Source organism: Bacillus infantis NRRL B-14911 (assembly GCF_000473245.1).
GTDB classification, from domain to species: domain Bacteria; phylum Bacillota; class Bacilli; order Bacillales; family Cytobacillaceae; genus Bacillus_AB; species Bacillus_AB infantis.
The window spans coordinates 4,143,451-4,163,602 of record NC_022524.1 but is presented as its reverse complement, the minus strand read 5'-3'; the positions used below and the strand labels follow the sequence as shown (position 1 = coordinate 4,163,602).

General features: G+C 47.4%; 17 protein-coding genes. 12 read left to right on the top strand and 5 right to left on the bottom strand.

Annotation, left to right across the window (positions count from 1 at the left end):
• The first annotated feature begins 3 nt into the window (after window positions 1–3).
• From hxlB to N288_RS24400, 11 genes are all read left to right on the top strand, one after another.
• A complete protein-coding gene (hxlB, locus tag N288_RS20850; RefSeq protein WP_022544428.1) occupies window positions 4–549 on the top strand; it encodes a 6-phospho-3-hexuloisomerase in 546 nt (181 codons plus the stop codon).
• Between the two features lie 10 nt (window positions 550–559).
• The gene (gene allD, locus N288_RS20845) at window positions 560–1,570 is read left to right on the top strand and encodes an ureidoglycolate dehydrogenase (RefSeq protein WP_009792895.1); all 1,011 of its coding nucleotides are present in this window, start codon (window positions 560–562) and stop codon (window positions 1,568–1,570) included.
• Between the two features lie 23 nt (window positions 1,571–1,593).
• Window positions 1,594–2,595: a TRAP transporter substrate-binding protein gene (locus N288_RS20840; protein ID WP_009792896.1), complete on the top strand. Its 1,002-nt coding sequence runs from the start codon at window positions 1,594–1,596 to the stop codon at window positions 2,593–2,595.
• A 92-nt stretch (window positions 2,596–2,687) separates the two neighbouring features.
• Window positions 2,688–3,182 carry a TRAP transporter small permease gene (locus tag N288_RS20835; protein WP_009792897.1) on the top strand — a complete coding sequence of 165 codons (495 nt, stop codon included), beginning with the start codon at window positions 2,688–2,690 and terminating at the stop codon, window positions 3,180–3,182.
• A complete protein-coding gene (locus tag N288_RS20830; RefSeq protein ID WP_009792898.1) occupies window positions 3,179–4,453 on the top strand; it encodes a TRAP transporter large permease in 1,275 nt (424 codons plus the stop codon). The genes N288_RS20835 and N288_RS20830 overlap by 4 nt, the downstream gene beginning before the upstream one ends.
• Before the next feature lie 12 nt (window positions 4,454–4,465).
• Entirely contained in the window at window positions 4,466–5,485 is a 1,020-nt protein-coding gene (locus tag N288_RS20825) for a zinc-binding alcohol dehydrogenase family protein (RefSeq protein ID WP_009792899.1), read from the top strand.
• Between the two features lie 11 nt (window positions 5,486–5,496).
• Complete coding sequence (locus N288_RS20820) at window positions 5,497–6,132, top strand: bifunctional 2-keto-4-hydroxyglutarate aldolase/2-keto-3-deoxy-6-phosphogluconate aldolase (protein ID WP_009792900.1); 636 nt, start codon at window positions 5,497–5,499, stop codon at window positions 6,130–6,132.
• Window positions 6,129–7,217: a mannonate dehydratase gene (uxuA, locus tag N288_RS20815; RefSeq protein ID WP_009792901.1), complete on the top strand. Its 1,089-nt coding sequence runs from the start codon at window positions 6,129–6,131 to the stop codon at window positions 7,215–7,217. The genes N288_RS20820 and uxuA overlap by 4 nt, the downstream gene beginning before the upstream one ends.
• Window positions 7,201–8,037 carry an SDR family oxidoreductase gene (locus N288_RS20810; protein WP_009792902.1) on the top strand — a complete coding sequence of 279 codons (837 nt, stop codon included), beginning with the start codon at window positions 7,201–7,203 and terminating at the stop codon, window positions 8,035–8,037. Before uxuA ends, N288_RS20810 begins: the two co-directional genes overlap by 17 nt.
• A 52-nt stretch (window positions 8,038–8,089) precedes the next feature.
• On the top strand, window positions 8,090–8,725 hold the full coding sequence (hxlA, locus tag N288_RS20805) for a 3-hexulose-6-phosphate synthase (RefSeq protein ID WP_009792903.1): 636 nt from the start codon (window positions 8,090–8,092) through the stop codon (window positions 8,723–8,725).
• A gap of 355 nt (window positions 8,726–9,080) precedes the next feature.
• Entirely contained in the window at window positions 9,081–11,336 is a 2,256-nt protein-coding gene (locus N288_RS24400) for an S-layer homology domain-containing protein (RefSeq protein WP_022544425.1), read from the top strand.
• 215 nt (window positions 11,337–11,551) lie between these two features.
• Here the strand turns inward: N288_RS24400 and N288_RS20790 are convergent, their stop codons facing one another.
• From N288_RS20790 to N288_RS20770, 5 genes are all read right to left on the bottom strand, one after another.
• Window positions 11,552–13,093 carry an AbgT family transporter gene (locus N288_RS20790; RefSeq protein ID WP_009792905.1) on the bottom strand — a complete coding sequence of 514 codons (1,542 nt, stop codon included), beginning with the start codon at window positions 13,091–13,093 and terminating at the stop codon, window positions 11,552–11,554.
• On the bottom strand, window positions 13,090–14,526 hold the full coding sequence (locus N288_RS20785) for a M20 family metallopeptidase (RefSeq protein ID WP_009792906.1): 1,437 nt from the start codon (window positions 14,524–14,526) through the stop codon (window positions 13,090–13,092). Before N288_RS20785 ends, N288_RS20790 begins: the two co-directional genes overlap by 4 nt.
• A gap of 36 nt (window positions 14,527–14,562) precedes the next feature.
• Window positions 14,563–15,810 (bottom strand): M20 family metallo-hydrolase, encoded by a 1,248-nt coding sequence (locus N288_RS20780; protein WP_009792907.1) that lies wholly within the window; start codon window positions 15,808–15,810, stop codon window positions 14,563–14,565.
• Entirely contained in the window at window positions 15,803–17,101 is a 1,299-nt protein-coding gene (locus N288_RS20775; RefSeq protein ID WP_009792908.1) for an amidohydrolase, read from the bottom strand. Before N288_RS20775 ends, N288_RS20780 begins: the two co-directional genes overlap by 8 nt.
• 270 nt (window positions 17,102–17,371) lie before the next feature.
• Window positions 17,372–18,688, bottom strand: a complete 1,317-nt coding sequence (locus N288_RS20770) for a hypothetical protein (RefSeq protein ID WP_009792909.1) — start codon at window positions 18,686–18,688, stop codon at window positions 17,372–17,374.
• 394 nt (window positions 18,689–19,082) lie between these two features.
• On the opposite strand from N288_RS20770, the gene N288_RS20765 reads away from it, so the two are divergent.
• Window positions 19,083–20,105, top strand: a complete 1,023-nt coding sequence (locus tag N288_RS20765; RefSeq protein WP_009792910.1) for a LacI family DNA-binding transcriptional regulator — start codon at window positions 19,083–19,085, stop codon at window positions 20,103–20,105.
• The last annotated feature ends 47 nt before the right edge of the window (window positions 20,106–20,152 follow it).

Below are 20,152 nucleotides of genomic sequence, written 5' to 3'. Positions count from 1 at the left end.
CCTATGAAAACTACAGCTGCCATTCTAGAGGAAATGAGAGCGGTTTGTACAGCAGTTGATGCTGAACAATATCAGTCATTTGTTGAACTCCTAAAAGGAGACGGAAGATTTTTCTTTGCGGGAGAAGGCAGATCCGGGCTCGTTGCCAAAGCAATTGCCATGCGCCTGATGCACAGCGGTAAAACCGTATATGTTGTAGGTGAAACAACAACACCTGCGATTTCGGAAAATGACATTCTTATTGTTTTATCAGGATCCGGAAAAACCGGCCAGGCTATGTCCGTTTCTGAAAACGCTTCAAAGACAGGGTCTAAGGTATTTCTAGTCACGACAAGCAAGGAGGCTGTCCAGAATCCTGTTTTTGCCGGATGCCTAGTTATTCCGGCTGCGACAAAATATCGCCTGCCCGGAGAGCCAAAGACTATTCAGCCTTTGGGCAATCAATTTGATCAGGCTGCTCACCTTCTGCTCGATGCAGCCATCATAGACAGTCTTGATGAAAATGATGTTAACGATGAAATGAAAAAAAACCATACCAATCTTGAGTAGGAGGCCCATCATGTCAACAATAACGATTTCTCACGAAGAAGCTAAAAAGCTCGTTATACAAAAGCTGACTGCAGCCGGCTTGAATCAGGAGCATTCAGAAAAAGTAGCGGAAATACTCGTCCATGCCGATCTGCGCAACGTAAATTCGCATGGTGTGCTAAGAACGGAGCATTATGTGAACCGCCTGAATGCGGGGGGGATCAATCCGGATGCCAATATCACATTCAACAAAACAGGACCGGTGACCGGTGTAGTGGATGGCGATGACGGCTTCGGGCATGTAATCGGTGATGAGGCCATGAAGCAGGCGATTTCCATGGCAAAGGAAAACGGCATTGGAATGGTCACAGCCATTAACAGCAGCCACTGCGGTGCGCTCAGTTATTTTGTACAGGAAGCTGCGGAAGAGAATCTGATTGGGATCGCCATGACTCATACTGACAAAATTGTGGTGCCTTTCGGCGGAAAAGAGGCCTTCCTTGGCACAAACCCGATTGCTTATGGAGTCCCTGCAAAGATGAATAAGCCATTCATCCTGGACATGGCAACATCCAATGTAGCCTTCGGCAAGGTGCTCCAGCATAAAGAGGAAGGCAAGGATATTCCTGAAGGCTGGGGAGTAGATGAAAATGGGGGAGCCGTAACGGATCCCGGCAAGGTGGTTTCACTGCTGCCGTTTGGAGGACCTAAAGGATATGGCCTTTCCATGATCGTCGACATTTTTTCAGGACTTCTTGCAGGAGCGGCTTTTGGTCCGCATGTTGCAAAAATGTATGGCGACCTGGACAAAAAAAGAAAGCTTGGCCATTATTTCTGTGCCATTAATCCTGCCTTTTTCACTGATGAAGAAGTGTTTCTCGAAAATATGGACCGCATGATGGACGAAATCAGGCAATCGCCTCCTGCACCAGGGTATTCAAGCGTACTGGTTCCAGGGGAAATCGAGCAGAGAAATGAAGAGAAGAACCTAAAGGAAGGCATTACCATTGCCTCAACTGTACACGAATATTTAACCAACTAATACAAACTTGGGAGGAATTACAAATGAAAGCAAAGTGGTTATCAGGCGTCTTGGCTGCAACATTACTTCTTAGTGCATGCGGTTCCGGAGGTTCAAACGGGGCCAGCGGAGATGGTGATGGAAAAGTAATCAAGTGGAAATTCGGCCATCTTGCAGATGAGAATCATATCTGGCATAAAACGGCAGAAGAATTTGCAAGCCTTGTGGAAGAGAAAACAGATGGACAGATTGAAATTCAAATTTTTCCAAATAACTCTTTAGGGGGAGAAACCGATACCATTAATGCGATTCAGGCAGGCACAGCCGATATGGTTATCTCGGGCGAAACCCTGCAGAACTGGGCGCCAAAAGCAGCTTTGATGGCAGTTCCATATGCGTTTCGTGATCTGGAGCATGTAAAAAATGTCGTAGAAGGCGAAATTGGTGAAGAGATTGAAAAAGAAATTACGGAAAAAGCTGGATTAACACCGCTGTACTATCATACAAGGGCTCCGCGAAACCTAACTTCATCAGAGCCGATTGAATCACCTTCTGATCTGAAGGGCTTCTCTATGCGTGTGCCGAATGTTCCTTTATTCCTCAAAGTTTGGGAGGAAGCGGGTGCTAAACCACAGGTTATGGACTTTAACGAAGTCTTCACAGGCCTTCAGCAGGGAGTCATCAAAGGGCAGGAAAACCCGGTCGACTTAATTCAGAGCGGCGGTCTTTACGAGGTTCAAAAGTATGTTAACCGTACAGAGCATGTATATTCATGGATTTATATTCTTGTAGGAAACAAACAGTTTGAAGCGCTGAATGAAGAGCAGCAAAAAGCTGTAAAGGAAGCGGCTGAAGAGGCTCAAGCCTTTGGGGAAGAGCTTTATGACAAAGAGATTTCCAAAATCGAGTCTGAGCTGGAAGATGAAGGCATGGAGTTTATCGACGTAGACCAGGATGCTTTCCGCGAAAAGATGCAGCCTGCAATCAAAGACAGCCTGAAGCCTGAACAGTATGAGCTTTATGAGAAAATCCTTGAAGTAGAATAATAGATCGGCTGATTGGGAAAGGCACCGGGAATCTTGCCCGCAGTGCCTTTCTTCAAACCTTTTATCAGCTATAGAGAAAGGAAGGTATAACGATGAAAATAAGAATCTGGCTGGACCGTGCATTATCTTTTCTGACAGTTGCCAGTTTTTCAGGTGTCATCATCGTTGTTATGATCCAGATTATGTCCAGGTATCTCCCTTATACAGCCATCTGGACTGAAGAACTTACCCGCTATCTGTTCTTGTATGCAATTTGCTTTGGGGCTCCGCTTGCTTTGCTGCGGGGGGAATTCATAAATGTTGATTTGATCTTTGCAAAGATGTCCCATAATGTCCGCAGATTTTATGAGGTATTTATATATTTGCTCATTCTCTTCCTTGGGGTAATCCTGGTGAAGGAAGGGTGGTTTTTTTATCAGCTTGGGAAAAATCAGACGTCAGCGACCATGCCTTTCCAGATGTCTGCCATTCATGCATCCATCCTGATTATGAGCATCTTCCTGGTGTTATATTCTATCGTAAAAATCATCAGGCTTATCCGCAATAAAGAAGACTTTAATTCACAGATTGGCGGTGGAGAACTATGATGGCAGCCGTGCTGTTCTTTTCTTTTATCATCTTGATTTTCCTTGGCGTGCCAGTTGCCTTCAGCCTTGGCCTGTCATCGCTCATTTATCTGATCCTTGGTGATATTCCGCTGAATATCATTCCCCAAAAAATGTTCGGGGGACTAAATTCCTTTGTTCTGTTATGTATCCCGGGCTTCATTCTTGCAGGGAACCTGATGAACGCCGGGGGCATCACCGATCGGATCATCAATTTTGCCAATAATTGCTTTGGCCATATCCGCGGCGGCCTTGGACTTGCTAATGTTGGTTCCTCCATGGGCTTTGCTGGGATTTCCGGAACTGCACTGGCAGATACGGCAAGCATAGGGGCCGTACTGATTCCGGCTATGAAGAAAGAAGGCTACGGAGCCGGCTTTTCTGCTGCAGTAACAGCATCATCCTCTACAGTAGGACCTATCATTCCTCCATCCCTGCCGATGATCATTGTCGGGACGCTGGCATCGGTATCAATCGGAGACCTTTTCCTTGCCGGAGCGCTGCCTGGTCTGCTGCTCGGTGTGGGACTTATGATTCCTACTTACATCATTTCTGTAAGGCGCAAGTATCCAAAGGGGGAAAGAAAATCTCTGAAGGAGATTTGGAAAAGCTTTACCGGTGCCTTTTGGGCGCTGTTCATGACAGTTATCATCCTTTATGGAATCCTTGGCGGATATTTCACACCAACAGAAGCCTCCATCATTGCTGTTTTGTATGCCTTTGTCATCGGAATTTTTGTCTATAAGGAGCTTCCTGTAAGAAAAATCCCGGAAATTATGCTGTCCTCCATGACGAGCACAGCCTCCATTATGCTGCTGGTCGGCTTTGCGAATCTGTTTGGGTGGATCATGGTCAGCGAACAGATTCCGCAAATGGTTGCCGATACCATTCTTGGTATCTCAAGCAATCCAATTGTAGTCATTCTGCTGATTAACCTGCTCTTGCTGTTTGTCGGTACTTTTATGGAAACAATCGCAGCTCTTGTGATCCTGTTCCCGGTATTATTGCCGGTTGCCGCTTCGGTCGGCATGGATCCAGTCCAGTTCGGAGTCATGATGGTATTGAATCTTGTCATTGGACTTGTAACACCGCCAGTCGGTGTATGTCTCTTCGTTGCATCTCAAATCGGCAAGGTATCCATTGGAAAAACAGCGAAGGAGCTGGTGCCATTCCTTGGCGTCAGCCTGGCGGTCCTGCTGCTTGTAGCATTCGTGCCGCAAATCTCACTGTTCCTGCCAAGCTTATTTGAATAGGAGGAGAAAATTATGAAGGCAGTACAAATACCAAAAGCAATGGAAATGGAAATTATTGATACGGAAAAACCGGTCATCTCCCATCCTGAAGAAGTACTTGTAAAAGTAAAGCGGGTAGGGATCTGCGGCTCGGATATGCATATCTATCATGGAACCAATCCGCTGGCCACATATCCAAGAGTTCCCGGGCATGAAGTCGCGGGAGAAGTCGTTGAAATAGGGTCAGGCGTTACGGGCGTAAAGCCTGGCGACCATGTTGTGGTTGAGCCGATCCGCTATTGCGGAGAATGCTACGCATGCCGGACAGGCAGACCTAATGTCTGCAGCAACCTGTCTGTGTTCGGCGTACATGAGGATGGCGGCATGCGGGAATATTTCGTCCTGCCGGAAAAGCAGCTTCATGCGGCAGACCCTGGCCTTGACTGGGATGAAATCGTTCTGGCCGAACCATATACGATTGGTGCCCAGTCTGTCTGGAGAGGTGATGTTCAAGAAGGTGACTCTGTCCTCATCCAGGGCTGCGGCCCAATCGGCATCTGCATCCTGAAGATGGCGAAGCTCAGCGGCGCGCATGTCATCATGACTGATTTAAAACAAGAGCGCCTTGCGTTTGCCAAGGAAAATGGGGCTGATGAAGTCATTGATGCCGGAAAAGAGTCCGTCGAAGATAGAGTTATGGAGCTGACTGGAGGAGAGGGGCCGAATATTGTCATTGACGCTGTGTGCCTGCCATCTACTTTTGAGCTGGGGGTAAACGTGGTTTCCCCGGCAGGACGGGTGGTTGTGCTGGGCTTTGACGAGAAGCCATCGCCCATTTCCCAGCTTCCTATCACCAAGAAGGAAGTTACCATTGTCGGTTCAAGATTACAGACAAACCAGTTTGGAAAAGTAATTTCCCTCCTGAACGAAGGAAAGCTTGAAGCAAATGGATTTATTACTCATAAATTTACTCTTGATGAAGTTCAGGAAGCGTTCAACTTTGTTGAGGAAAATCCGGACCAGGTGCGCAAAGCAGTCATTGTCTTTGAATGAGGAGTGATAGAATGAACGGAAAAATAGAAGTGTTGAATAAATTGGCAGATTCAAAAGTTGTTGCCGTTGTGCGGGGCAGGACTGCCGAAGAGGCTATTGACATATCGGCCGCAGCTTTAGAAGGCGGCTTCCAGGCAATAGAATTGACGTACACGACGCCTGATGTGGCAAAGGTATTTGAAGCTGTGAGAAGTGAGGGCGGGCTGATAGGCGCCGGGACAGTATTGGATCCGGAGACAGCCCGGCATGCCATTCTTAACGGGGCAAGCTTCATAGTCAGCCCCAATTTTAATAGAGACATAGCTGTAATATGCAATCGATACAGCGTGCCATACCTGCCAGGCTGTATGACCATTACGGAAATTGTGTCAGCCCTTGAAAGCGGAGCTGACATCGTGAAGCTTTTTCCTGCCAACCGCTTTGATCCATCCTTCATCGGTGCAGTCAATGGCCCGCTTCCGCAGGTGAAGATCATGCCGACAGGAGGAGTAAATCTTCAAAACATTGGCAGCTGGCTGAAGGCTGGAGCTGTTGCTGCCGGGATTGGAAGCGACCTGAATAAAGCCTATCAATCTGGAGGAAAGGCAGCAGTCACAGAGCTCTGCCGGAAATACATAGCTGCTGCAGAGGAGAGTGGACAGAAATGAACATGACATTCCGCTGGTATGGCAGGAATAATGATACGGTAAACCTGGAGAACATCCAGCAGATCCCGGATGTAAAGGGCATAGTTTGGGCACTTCACCATAAACCTGCCGGAGATGTTTGGGAGAAGGAAGAGATTCAATCCGAGCTCGAGTATATTCAATCATTTGGCTTCCATGGAGAAGTTGTCGAAAGTGTAAATGTTCATGAATCAATAAAGCTCGGAAATGAAGAACGGGATTTTTATATAGAAAATTATAAACAGACCATCCGCAATCTTGGTGAATTTGGCGTCAAGGTCATCTGTTATAATTTCATGCCGATTTTCGACTGGACCAGGACAGAGCTTTATAAAGAGCTGCCGGATGGATCCACAGCCCTTTTTTATGAAAAGCTGAAGGTGGATAATCTGGATCCGCAGGAATTAATAGACACGGTTGCAGCTGCTTCTGACCTGACGCTGCCAGGCTGGGAGCCGGAAAAGCTTGCGCGGATCAAGGAGCTGTTTGAAGCCTATAAAGAGATAGGAGAGTCAGACTTGTGGAGGAATCTTGGGTACTTCCTGCATGAAATTCTGCCTGTAGCCGAGGAGGCAGGAATCAAAATGGCGATTCATCCGGATGATCCGCCATGGTCCATCTTTGGCCTTCCGCGCATCATGACAGGCAGAGAGAGCCTTGAAAAGCTTCTTGCCATTTCTGACTCACCTTCCAATGGCATTACATTCTGTACCGGTTCACTTGGGGCAAATCCGGCAAATGATATGGTGAAGCTTGCTGCGGAGTTTGCCGGAAGATCTCCTTTCGCCCATATCCGCAATGTAAAAATATATGAAAATGGCGATTTTATTGAAACCTCTCATCTGACATCAGATGGATCCATTAATATTAAAGGGGTTGTCAAAGAACTGTCCGATATTCAGTATGAAGGATATGTGAGGCCTGACCATGGAAGGCATATCTGGGATGAGAAATGCAGGCCGGGATACGGACTGTATGACAGGGCGCTTGGCATCATGTACCTTCACGGGCTGTGGGATGCCTATCAATCTGAAAAACGGGGGAATTCTAATGTTTCCAATTCATGAGAACCTTAATGGGAAAACCGCCGTTATAACAGGCGGGAGCGGGGTGCTTTGCTCAGAAATGGCACGGGAGCTTTCAAGGCATGGAGTCAATGTTGCCATTTTGAACCGGACTGCTGAAAAAGGAGAGGCCATCGCTTCTGAAATAAATGAGTCCGGCGGCAAAGCCATAGCTGCTGCCGCAGATGTTCTGGACAGATCCTCGTTGGAAAGCGCCAAAGAAGAAGTATTAAAAAGCTTTGGGCGGGTGGATATTTTAATCAATGGTGCAGGCGGCAATCATCCGGATGCTATCACGGCAGCCGAAACTTTTGACCCGGAATCCTCCGGCAAAACCTTCTTTGATATGGACGAAAAGGGGTTTTCACAGGTCTTTGCGAGCAATTTCACCGGGACATTTCTGGCCAGCCAAGTATTTGGCAAGGAACTTCTGAAGCAGGAATCGCCTATCATTATTAATATATCCTCAATGAGTGCGTATTCCCCAATGACAAAGGTGCCTGCTTATAGCGCTGCCAAATCGGCTATAAATAATTTTACCATGTGGATGGCTGTTCATTTTGCTGAGACGGGGATGAGGGTAAATGCTATCGCGCCTGGCTTCTTTTTAACTTCACAAAATCGTGATCTGCTCCTGAAGGAGGACGGGTCACATACTGCGAGATCAGAAAAAATTATCGCACATACACCAATGAAAAGATTTGGCAAGCCCAATGACCTTCTTGGCACGCTCTTATGGCTCGCCGATGGGGAATACTCCGGCTTCGTCTCAGGTGTGACCATACCTGTAGATGGCGGTTTCATGGCCTATTCAGGAGTTTAATACTTAACTTTCCACAGGAGAAATCCTGTGGATTTTTAACGAAAGAGGGATAATGATGAAAGTACAGCTGGCTCTTGACCGCCTGACAAATGAGGAGTGCTTCCGCATCGTTAAGGAAGCTTATGAAAATATTGACTGGATTGAAATAGGGACAGGCGTGATTAAAGAATATGGCATGGATATCATCCGCAGCATGAAAAAGGAATTTCCTGAAAAAGTGCTTGTAGCCGATATGAAGACATGTGATGCAGGGAGGCACGAAGCTAATCAGGCTTTCGGGGCAGGAGCGGATATTGTCACCGTAATGGGCTTCTCGCATAATGGAACTATTAAGGAAACACTCGAAGCAGCAGAGGCATATGGAAAAAGAATCATGATTGATCTATTGGGCATACACGACTCTGCCAGAGCGAGGGAAATTCATCAGCTCGGAGCCCGCCTGTTCTGTCTCCATATTGGGAAAGACATGCAGAAGGAGGGGCAGCTGGCAGACCCGGCGTTATTTCAGGCGGCAGATGGACTTGAGGATTCAGAGATTGCCATAGCAGGAGGAATCTCAGAAAAAACAATTGGTACATTGAAAAATAGTATTGTGGACATTGCCATTGTTGGAAGTGCCATTACGGGCAGTGAAAAGCCGGGGGCCAGCAGTCTTTCACTGAAAAGGCTGATAGGGGCCGATTTGTAAACTAGTATTAACCATTTTCAGTTCTTAGAATAGACTTGTGCTTTTAGCACAGGTCTATTTTTTAAATTCCTTAAATTATCGTATTCTCTGCTAAGCGTGTACGCATTTCCATTCCTCAATAAAGCTGTCCCCGGGAATACAGCTGTCTTAGAAAATGCTTAATATTGCTGGCTATCTACGGATAGGGGAAATTGAATAGTCTACAAATACACGTTGAGGGAGAATGCTGCTAGCTGGGTGTTCGACAAAATTCGGGAGGTGCCTGTCACCATGAAATAAATCCCATATTTTACAACAAGCTATTTTCCTCCAATTCCATTAAAATCTATCTGATAACCATGAAGGAGGAACGCACTTGCAGCGGGCATTTAAGATTATTTTAACTTTATTTCTCTTGTTGACTATTCCGGTGTCGATTGACCTTAAAAAGGCGGAGGGAAGTATATTATATCCAGACGTAACTGCCTTTCGTGATGAAATATTATTTTTATCAGACAGAGGAATTATCAACGGATATTCAAACGGTAAATTTGGGCCTCAGGATCCGATTAAACGGGTACAGGCCGTTCACATGATTATTAGGGAACTTGGCATCAAAACGGGAGATGCGCCAAACCCTAATTTTAAAGATGTTCCCCCGGGCAGTTCTGGATATGATGCGATTGCCAAAGCAAAACAGCTGGGCATCATTTCAGGTAAAAGCGCTGGGATTTTTGATCCCAATGGTACGCTGACAAGAGGCCAGATGGCGATTATTCTTGTTAACGCCTATAAGCTTAAAGGCAATTCCTATTCAAGCTTTAAAGATGTGCCGGCCACAGCAAGCATTTATCCATTTGTACAGTCTTTGGCAGCACACAATATCACCACAGGCTATCCGGATGGAACTTTCCGTCCGAATGAGACCATGGTCAGGGCGCACTTTGCAGCGTTCATGTCCCGCTTTTTAAATGAGGACTTTAAACCGTTCGACATGGCAAAAGCACCAGTTCGCAGTACAGAAGAAATTGCAAAGAATGAGCAGAGTGTTGTTGTTATTGAGTTATATGATGAAAATGATGAACTTGTTTCACAAGGCAGCGGATTTATTGTTGCCAACCAGCTTGTAGCCACAAACTTTCATGTGATCAGCGGCGGAACAAGGGCTGTTGCCATTACAGAAAGCGGCAAGGAATTTGAGCTGGAAGGGGTAGTTAAATACGATGATTATCTTGATTTAGCGATTCTGAAGCCAGCAGAGAGAATTGGTTTTCCTTCTTTGCCATTGGCGAGCTTTAGTTCAGCTGTTAAAGGTGAAAAAGCAGTAGCAATCGGCAGCCCGTTTGGTTTGAAAAATTCAATTTCAGAAGGAATTGTGTCTGGAAAGCAAATCTTTGAGGATGAAATGGGCAGCCTAAAAGCCATACAAACAACTGCTCAAATTACTTTTGGAAGCTCAGGCGGCCCTCTTTTAAACATGAAGGGCTATGTACTTGGATTGAATTCCTTTGGATTTGAAGATATTAATTTTGCTATTTCTTCAGACTATGTGAATGAGTTTCTAAAAGATTATAAGAAGGCTGACTTTAAAAAAATCAGCACCGAGAAATTTTCTGCAATGCCTGTTTTAGACTTTGAGGAAGAAGATGAATGGGAAGAGGATGAGGTAAAAGAAGAGCGTCCGGAACCAATCAATATGGAACCTCTTCAAGGCACAAAGCAAACATTGTCTGATATCTTCCTTGATGCTGTACATGACAGTGAACTGCCGGTTGTGTATGGAATAAACGAAGATGGCGCGCTGATCGCTGTTAATTATGAAACCAAATCCATTAAGCGGCTGCCATTCAGTTTGCCTGCTGAGAGTGTTTTTTATGCGAATGGAGAGCTTTATGTCACCCTGTTAAAAGGAGAGCACAGCTCTTATTGGTGGAATGAAACACAAAACGGTGCAGTCGCAATTGTAGATCCCCAGACATTAAAGATTAAAAAGTACTTTGATATCAATGTGGACCCGTATGACATTGTTGCTGATGAAAACTATTTTTATGTTTCTTCAGGTTCCGGCCAGTGGACATACTTAAAAAGCTACAATAAAGAAACCGGTATAGAAGTGTCTTCAAAATCAATCCGCCAGCAAAGCGAGCTCTTTATGCACTCTGATAAAAAGAGAATATATGCGGTAAACTCAGATACCAGTCCGCGGGATATGGAAGTCTTCACTGTTGAAAATGGTATATTCACCGGAGGCTATGATTCTCCTTATCATGGTGATTATAATTTAGATACCTATATGACCATTTCTCCGGATGGCCGTTATCTGTTTAACCATGCTGGAACAGTATTCAGATCAACCAGTTTAAGAGAAACAAATATGAAGTATTTCACTGACCTGAGAACAGGCTTCAGTGATGTTGCCTTCAATCCTGAATTGACAGAGTTCTATTTAACAATAGGCGATAGAATCTATGTTTATGACTATGAGACCTTTACACTTCGCAAAACATACAGCATGAGTGGAGAAGGATATTTCCTCTTTAACCACAAAGGCAAACTTGTGGTTTTAGGAGAAGAAGTTTCTCAGAGTACAGGAATTTGGAAGACGTTTATTATGTCGGGCAACGTGAAATAGTGAAAAAAGAATGAAGCCTTGTGGAAGAATATCCCACAAGGCTAGCTTTTAAGGTGGAAAACGCAGCTTGCTGAACCATCAACTTTGATATAATTGAATGGGAGCAGAACAAGAACTACGAATGATCCCAACGGACTTCTTATTGAGGAAAAGGCCCGCAGCTTGGCTGCGGGCCTTTTTCTGTTAATTCGTTTGCTGGTGCCAAGTAAGCTCTTTTACAACATCGGCCCAATCCCCGGCCCAAATGGAATGCCGAAGAAGTAGAATACCAGGATCAGGATGATCCAGGTGAGCAGGAAGCAGATGGAGTACGGGAGCATGAGGGCGATGAAGGTCCCGATCCCGGCTTTTTTATCGTACTTCTGCATGAATGATAAGGTGATGACCATGTATGGCATCAATGGTGTGACGATGTTTGTGGACGAGTCGGCGATCCTGTAGGCAACCTGGGTGAATGCAGGGTTGTAGCCCAGCTGCATGAACATTGGGATGAAGACAGGAGCCTCAAGCGCCCACTTGGCTGAACCTGATGTGATCAGGAAGTTCAGCAAGGCGGTAAAGATGATATATCCGATAATGAGTCCGATTCCGGTGAACTCGATGTCCTTCAGGAATTCGGCGCCGTTTACAGCTACCCATGTCGCGATATTGGACCAGCTGAAATAGGCAATGAATTGCGCGATGGCAAAAATCAGGACGATATAGCCTGCCATATCCTTCATGGATTCAGCCATGTACTTGGCAACATCTCCGCTTGATTTGATATTTCCGACTGTCATACCGTAGGCAACCCCGATCACAATAAAGAAGATTAGGGTAATAGGAACGATGCCGTCAATGAATGGAGACGGGACAATGGTTCCGCCTTCGCCGCGCAATGGGCTGTCAGGCAGGAAGAGAGTGACTAGGATGATGGCTAAATAAACTCCCCCGGCGATGACGGCATTGCGAAGGCCTTTGCCTGCTTTCGGGTGATCCTCTGTGACTGCTTCTTCGACGACATCACCTTTATATTTGCCAAGGCGAGGCTCGATGAACTTAGTGGTGACAAGGGCACCGACTACTGTAAGAAGGAAGACGGAAACAATATTGAAATAATAGTTATCAACAGGTGAAACGGTAAAACTGTCATCAATGATCCTTGCAGCTTCCGTGGAGATCCCTGCAAGCAATGTGTCTGTCCCGGTAATGACAAGGTTGGCTGTAAAACCGGCACCGGCTGCAGCATACCCGGCTGCGAGACCTGCGATCGGGTTGCGCCCAACCTTGTAGAAAACCATGGCGGCGAGCGGCGGAATCAGTACCATGGCCGCATCTGAGGCCAGGTTCCCCATGATTCCGACAAATACGACAGTATAAGTGATCAATACCGGCGGTGACTTCAGAATGGTTTTCCTGATGGCATAATCAAGCAAACCGACTTTCTCGGCCAAGCCGATACCAAGCATCATGGCCAGTACGAGGCCGAGCGGTGCGAAGCCTGTAAAGTTATCGAGCATCGAGCTAAGGATATACTGCAGACCTTCACCTGAAGCTAAGCTCTTGACGGGCAGCTCTTCCCCTGTTCCAGGGTGGACGACCGTAGCACCGAACGCTTTAAAAATGGCTGAAGCGACAATGACAAGAAGCGTCAGGACGACGAATAAAATAAATGGATCTGGCAGCTTATTGCCTATTTTTTCAATTCCGTTCAGGAATTTCTGAAAAATGCCTTCCTTCTTCTGTGGACTTGTTCCAGGCTGGTTTTCTAGTTTCATGAGGACCCCTCCGATAGCTTGGAAAGATTAACACCTTCCGGAATTGGACATGTATAGGGATTTCCGTCCCTGAATAAAGCAAATTCCTGCAGTACTTTTTCAAGCTCTTCTTTTTCCGTCAGCATACGTATGGCGGTCAATGCCATCGCCTCCGCTGCCCGCATCATGCCTTTATGTGCATAGCTGCTGATTCCCTGGGCGGTCATCTGCCAGGTATGCAGCGGCGTTCCGAGAGCAGAGGTCGAGGCCGTCAGTTGTGCAGTCGGGATGACCCAGCTGACATCTGATACATCGGTCGAGCCAGAAAGGACGCCGCCTGAAGGTTCATACGGCGATATCGTGTCTGCCAGATATTTGCCGGCAAATTCGCTGCCATCCCCGATATAGCCGAAGCCTTTTAAGATATCGATATAGCTTTCTTTTTCGCCTTCAGAGAGCGTGTCCCACAGCTGTTTCGCGTATGCTTCCTCCTGCTCGTCCGGCTTTTCGATCCCGGCTTCAAGCAGGCTTTCATGGAGGATGCGCTCAAGGCTGCGGTTAGGGATGTAATTGGAGCAGGCTTTATCAAACTCAATGGTCAGCTCGGTTTCGGTCATCAAAGCCGCACCTTCAGCAATTTTGCACACCCGTTTGTAGATATCGTCAACCTGCTTGACCTTCGGCGAGCGGATCAAATACAGAACCTCAGCATCCGCCTGGACCACATTCGGGGAAATGCCGCCCGTATTGGTGACCGCATAATGGATGCGCGCCTCCGGAATCACATGCTCACGGAGGTAATTGACCCCGATATTCATAAGCTCGACTGCATCAAGTGCACTCCGCCCAAGATGAGGGGAGTTGGCCGCATGGGAGGAAAGCCCTTTGAAGCGGAAAAATACCTGATAGTTTGCAAGGCTCGATAAGCTCATGATGCTGTTGGCCGGTGACGGGTGCCAGGTAAGGGCAGCGTCTACTCCGTCAAAAACACCTTCCCTGACCATGAAGGTCTTGCCTGAACCGCCTTCTTTACCGGGACATCCGAAAAATTTAATGGTTCCCGGCAGATTGTTTTCTTCTAGATAGTTTTTTGCTGCACAGGCTGCTGCAAAAGCACCGGTGCCGAGTAGATTGTGGCCGCACCCGTGGCCGGCATTTTTTCCTGTCGGCTCCGGAGAGGATTTGCCGGGCTCCTGACCAAGGCCGGAAAGGGCATCAAATTCTCCGAGGAAGCCGATGACAGGCGAACCGCTGCCATAAGAGGCAACAAAGGCTGTTTCAATATTCCCGGCATTCCGTTCAACCTGGAATCCGGCTTTTTCACATTCCACTGCGAGGAACTCAGCAGAATCATATTCTTCAAAGCGTGTTTCAGGATGATGGTAGATGTATTCGCTTATCTTTTCGAAAGTTTGTCTATTTTCAGATAAATACGTTTTTACGGGGGATGTCATCAGGTCACTCCTTTAAAATAAGTCAAATATCGGCTGTTATAAGGAAGCCTCTTTTTCCAGGAATCTTGTGATTACCCGGACGCCTTTGGCCATGTCTTCAATGGAGGCAAATTCATCTGGATGATGGGAGATGCCATCCTTGCAGGGGATAAAAATCAATCCGGACGGCCATTTGGCTGCCATATTCATGACATCATGGCCGGCGCCGCTGTTCATGCTGTGGGCTTTCAGGCCGAGCTCTCCGCATATGCCGGTGAGTTTCTGCTGCATGTTGGGATCAAGCACGATGGAATCATTGTTGATTAGGGTTTCAACGTGGATTTCCACTCCGCTGTCTGCAGCGGCCTTTTGGCAAAAGTCCTTTATTTCTTCAGCAAAAGAACGTTTCAGCATGTCATCAACGCTGCGGATGTCAATGCCAAGCTCGATTTCTCCAGGGATAACGTTCATGCTGTTCGGTTTCAATTCAACGGTGCTGACTGTAGCGACGAGCGGCTGGATGCTTTCTTCACTTAACTGTGAAGCCCTTTCATGCACAAAGGTGACGAGCGGGGCGATGGCGACGAATGCATCTTTTCGGATATGCATTGGGGTCGTTCCGGTATGGCCGGCCATTCCTTTGACGCGAACCTTCAGCCGGACCGGGCAGGCGACGCCGTTTACAATCCCGATTTCTGCGCCATGCTCCTCAATATGGGTTCCCTGTTCGATATGCAGCTCCAAAAAGCAGGCAAGCTTCTCAGCAGGCAGTTCAGCTTCTTCGATCCTGGACCAGTCAAGCCCAAATTCCTCGGCAGCCTCTTTAACAGTGACACCATTGCGGTCAGTCATCCTGCCGGCTTCCCGGCTGTTGAGTTTCCCGGAAACGGCTTTGCTGCCGATGGTCGACAGGCCGAATCGCGCTGACTCTTCTGAGACAAAGCAGACGACTGCAATATCTCTCGCTGGCTGGAACCCTGAACCCTTCAGTGTTTTGATGGCGGCCAGGGCGCTGAGCACCCCGGCTGGACCGTCATATCCGCCGCCGTTCACAACTGTATCAAGATGGGAGCCGACGGCCACAGGAGGCAGTCTGCTGTCTGTTTTCCATATGGCCCACTGATTGCCGGCCGCATCCTGAAGGGTGTGGAGCCCGAGCTCCTCCGCCACTTTTCTGAAAGCAGCATGGGCAGCTTTTTCTTCGGCGGTGAAGCTGAGGCGGGTGAAGCCCTCCGGCTGGTCCATGCTAGAGACTGTATTCAGGATGGCCAGATTTTTTTCAAGCCAGCTGTTCAAATCAGCCATTAGAAGAGCCGCCTTTAATGATGCTGGCGAATGTATCGACCGCTGCCGCGAGCACTCCTTCCTCATAATCGAACTGAGGATGATGGTGCGGGAAGTCAAGCTTAGTGCCAAACAGCATATAAGTCGCCTTGCCGCCATGCTCCTGCACCTTGTTCATCATAAAGCTTGCATCCTCAGAGCCGGAGACAGGGACTGAAGGGATGACCTCTGTGACAAGCTCGCTTGGAGCGCACCATTCCTGGATCTTCGGAATCAGTTCTTCGTTGCAGGTCATCACTTCGGTGACCCCGACAGGCTCGATTGTACAGGTGACATCATGCATATCGGCCGCCGCCTTGATGATCCGAAGGGCACTCTCTGCCATATAGTCACCTATAGCATGCGTTTCACCGCGGACTTCAATCTCCATATAGCTGTCCTCTGGGATGATATTGCGTCCGCTCCCGGCAGTCAGGCGCCCGACATTCACGCGGGTGACGCCGTCGAAATGGCGGGGGATTGCATATAAATTGTTGGCTGCAGTGGTTGCGGCAAGCAGAGCATTTTTGCCGAGCTCCGGATGCATGCCTGCGTGGGAGGAAACTCCCTTGAATGAAACATTGTACTTTGTTGATGCAAGGAATCCTGTCGTTGTTGCGGCGATGGTTCCGACCGGGTAGGAGTGGATCCCGATATGCCCGGAGTAGAAATAATCAACATCATCAAGCCAGCCCTTGGCCACCATTGCCCTTGCACCGCGGCCGCCTTCTTCTGCCGGCTGGAAAAGAAGCGTGAATTTTCCCTTGAGTTCATTGGTATGCTCTGCAATATATTTCGCTGTGCCGAGGCCGATCGTTGCATGGCCGTCATGTCCGCAGGCATGCATTACATTAGGTTCGCCTGATGAGAATTCATGTTTGCATGGAAGGTGGGACTCATCGGCAGACTCAAGGATCGGCAGGGCATCGATATCGAAGCGGAATCCGATATGGTCTCCAGCTCTTCCTGTGTCCCATGTTGCCACTAGGCCGGTGTTGCCGCCTGACAACTTTTCAAGCCATTCTTTCTCGACTCCCCAAGCAGCTGCCTTTTCTTCGTGTGCATCCAGAGCTTCTTTTTTCGGCACGCCGAGGCGGGCATCTTCCTGCAGGGCATCCTTCCCGATATGGAGGGTAAAGCCCATCTTCTCTAGTTCCTTCCCGATCCGGTAGGTTGTGATATATTCCATAAAGCCCAATTCCGGCAGGCTATGAAGCGTCCTGCGCCATTCCACTAGCTGCGGAGTAAGATTTTTGACAAACTCGCTGGTCATATTTCAGCACTCCCTGTATGTAAAATTTTGGTTGTTTCCTAATTTAGAAAAGTTATAGAGACATTAAGTTGGTGCAATCATCAGGGTTTTTGTTTTCGGATAATTGCCGTTTATTTTCCTTAAAGGGGAGTATACTACAATATTTAGAAAATTGATACTTTGTAGAATAATTCACAAACAGGGTATGTAAAGAGAGTGAGAAAATGGGCAGGGCAGGGCTCGAAAGCAAAATAAAAAGCAAGCCGGCAGAAGGCTCCTGCTGGCTTGCTATTAATTACCATTCAATAAAAGTTTATAAACCTTTCTCGGCCTGCCCTTTGACTGGCCAGTCTGGACTGATTTGCTTTTTGCGAGGCCGATAGTCTCCATCTCTGAAAGGATCCGCCGCGCATTCCGCTCAGTGCTCTCCAGCCAGCCTGCCACCTCGCGGGAATTCACTTCGGTTTTTTTATAAAAATTGGACAATGTCTGGATTTTCGAAAGCGCGACAGGAGAGATATTCGCTTTTTTCAGCGTGTCTGCCCAACCTTCGTCACTCCATTTTTTAGAATGAAAGGTAACCGAATCGCCGGACGGATGAAACTCTGTCAGCTCCTCATTTTCATCAACGAGAACGATTGCCGGCTTGGCCTTCTGGCGGGCGCTCCTGAGTGCGTTTTGCACATTTTCCTCCGCCTGAAGGGCTGTGATTCCGTAGCCAAGACCGATGCGGAGGCGGAAATGGGTCTGGGCATAGACCGTTTCAATCAGGTCGTAAAGATCCTTTTTATCAAGTTTGATTTCAACCTCGCCGCGCGTTGTGTAGATAAAATAGAGGCCGTCCCCAATTTGCACATACGAACCGTTCACATGCTCTGCAAGCTCGATGAGAAGCTTCTTCATGGCAAGCTCCTTGTGCTTTCGTTCATAGGAATGAAAGAATTCTCCCTCATTATCAGGCTGGATAAGTTCAATTCCGAGCAGCGCCATTTGCGAACGCTGATACCAGGATGAGTGGCCGCGTTCTTTCAGAATTTTAAGCGCAAATTGAATCGATAGATGGGAAGGATACACACGATAGCAGGGAATATCCATTTCTTTGAGATAGTCATAGACTCCCCGCAGGCAGGTAAAAGCAGCCTCCGTCCGGCCCTCACGGTAAAGCTTAATATGAAACTCGGCCAGCTCCTCAACAGGGCGGAAATCCGGATAAGAAAAAGAATGGATCTCCAGGCTCTGCAGAGAAAAATAGCGCTTCGTCGTTTCCAGCTCCTCTTCCTGGATCGTATCCAGGCTGATGCTTTTGATCACCCGTTCCTTATCGAGATAAGACTCCAGCACCTTTCCAAGCAGGCTCGCGCCGTACAGGGGAGGATAGAAGCTGTTCTCCTCACAGATCAGCTCCTTTGATAAAGCATATGTATAAGGGACCTGACCGGAAAAAAACCACTGATCGATCCTTTGCTGGTTTTCCCCGATAATCCCGTCAATATCCTCCAGGCTCCCATAATAAAAAGGAACCAGCCGCAAATCCGAAAAAGACTCCGCCGAATCCATAATATGCCGGACCGAATCCTCAGGCCCAATAACCCCTAATGTAATCTCCATTCCATTCACCTATTTCCGCATCAGCTGTAATCTTCTGCCTATTATATACCAAAAATTCCGTGCCAGGTACCATCCGTGGACAAAAGGGGGTGAAGTGTCTTTTTGTGGTGCCAGGTACCATCCGTGGACAGATGGGGTGAAGTGTCTTTTTGTGGTACCAGGTACGCTCCGTGGACAGATGGGGTGAAGTGTCTTTTTGTGGTGCCAGGTACGCTCCGTGGACAGATGGGGTGAAGTGTCTTTTTGTGGTGCCAGGTACGCTCCGTGGACAGATGGGGTGGAAGTGTCTTTTCATGGTACCTGGCACCCACCTATAAGTATATTGACAAACCCGCTGTGTAATTATAGATTCAAAGTGATAAGAAAACGTTTTCCTGAAGGGTGAGAATAAACTATGAAATTAACTATAAAAGACATTGCAAAAATGGCAGGAGTCTCTGTTGCAACGGTCTCGCGTGTAATTAATAAGAGCAAGCCTGTGAATGATGATATAAGGGAAAAAGTCGAGAAGGTCATCCGTGAAACCCAATTCCGTCCCAATGCACTTGCAAGGGGGCTGATCAGCAAATCTACGAATTTAATAGGGGTCATCTTTCCGCAAATCAACTATACATCCGCCGAGCTCATCAACGGCATTGAAGATGTGGCTAACAGGAATGGCTACAATATTATCCTGAGCAACACCAGGCTCGATCCCGAAATGGAGCTGAAATCCCTTGAAATATTTAAAGAAAAGCAGGTGGATGGCATTATCCTGTCCGCCATCCATACGACCGAGCAGCATGTAGATTGGATAAAAGCCAATAAGATCCCCATTGTAGTAGTCGGGCAGAAAGTAACTGGGCAAAACATCACCTGGGTAGATGTTGACAACTATACACCGATAACAGAAATGGTCAGGTATCTGGTACGCTGCGGCCATGAAAAAATCGGAATGATTCATGGTCCGCTGCACGATCAGTCAGCAGGCTATTCACGCTATAAGGGTTTTATTGATGAAATGAAACGCCTAGGTCTTCCTGTCAATCAGGATTTCATTGCTGAAAGCAACTTTTCCTCTGGGGAGGGGTATGAGGCGATGGTGACTTTGCTTAGAAAGAGGGATCTTCCGACCGCCATTCTTTGCGCATCCGACACGATTGCCATCGGCGCCAAAAATTGTGCAGAGGACCAGGGATACAGGGTTCCTGACGATATTTCAATTGCGGGGTTTGACGATATTGAATTGGCAACGCTTGTACGCCCGCAGCTGACAACGGTCAGGGTCGACTTTGAAGCTATGGGGTCCAAAGCAATGGAGGCTCTGCTTCAAAACATTGGCCAGCCCGGAACTGCGCCTCAAGAGCATTATATTGATTACCGGCTGAGCCTGAGGGACAGTGTCAAGAAAATGATGCAGGCAGATAGGGAATTGTGATTTTTTGCTGAATTTAATACTTTTAGGAAATCGTTTTCAAAAGTACT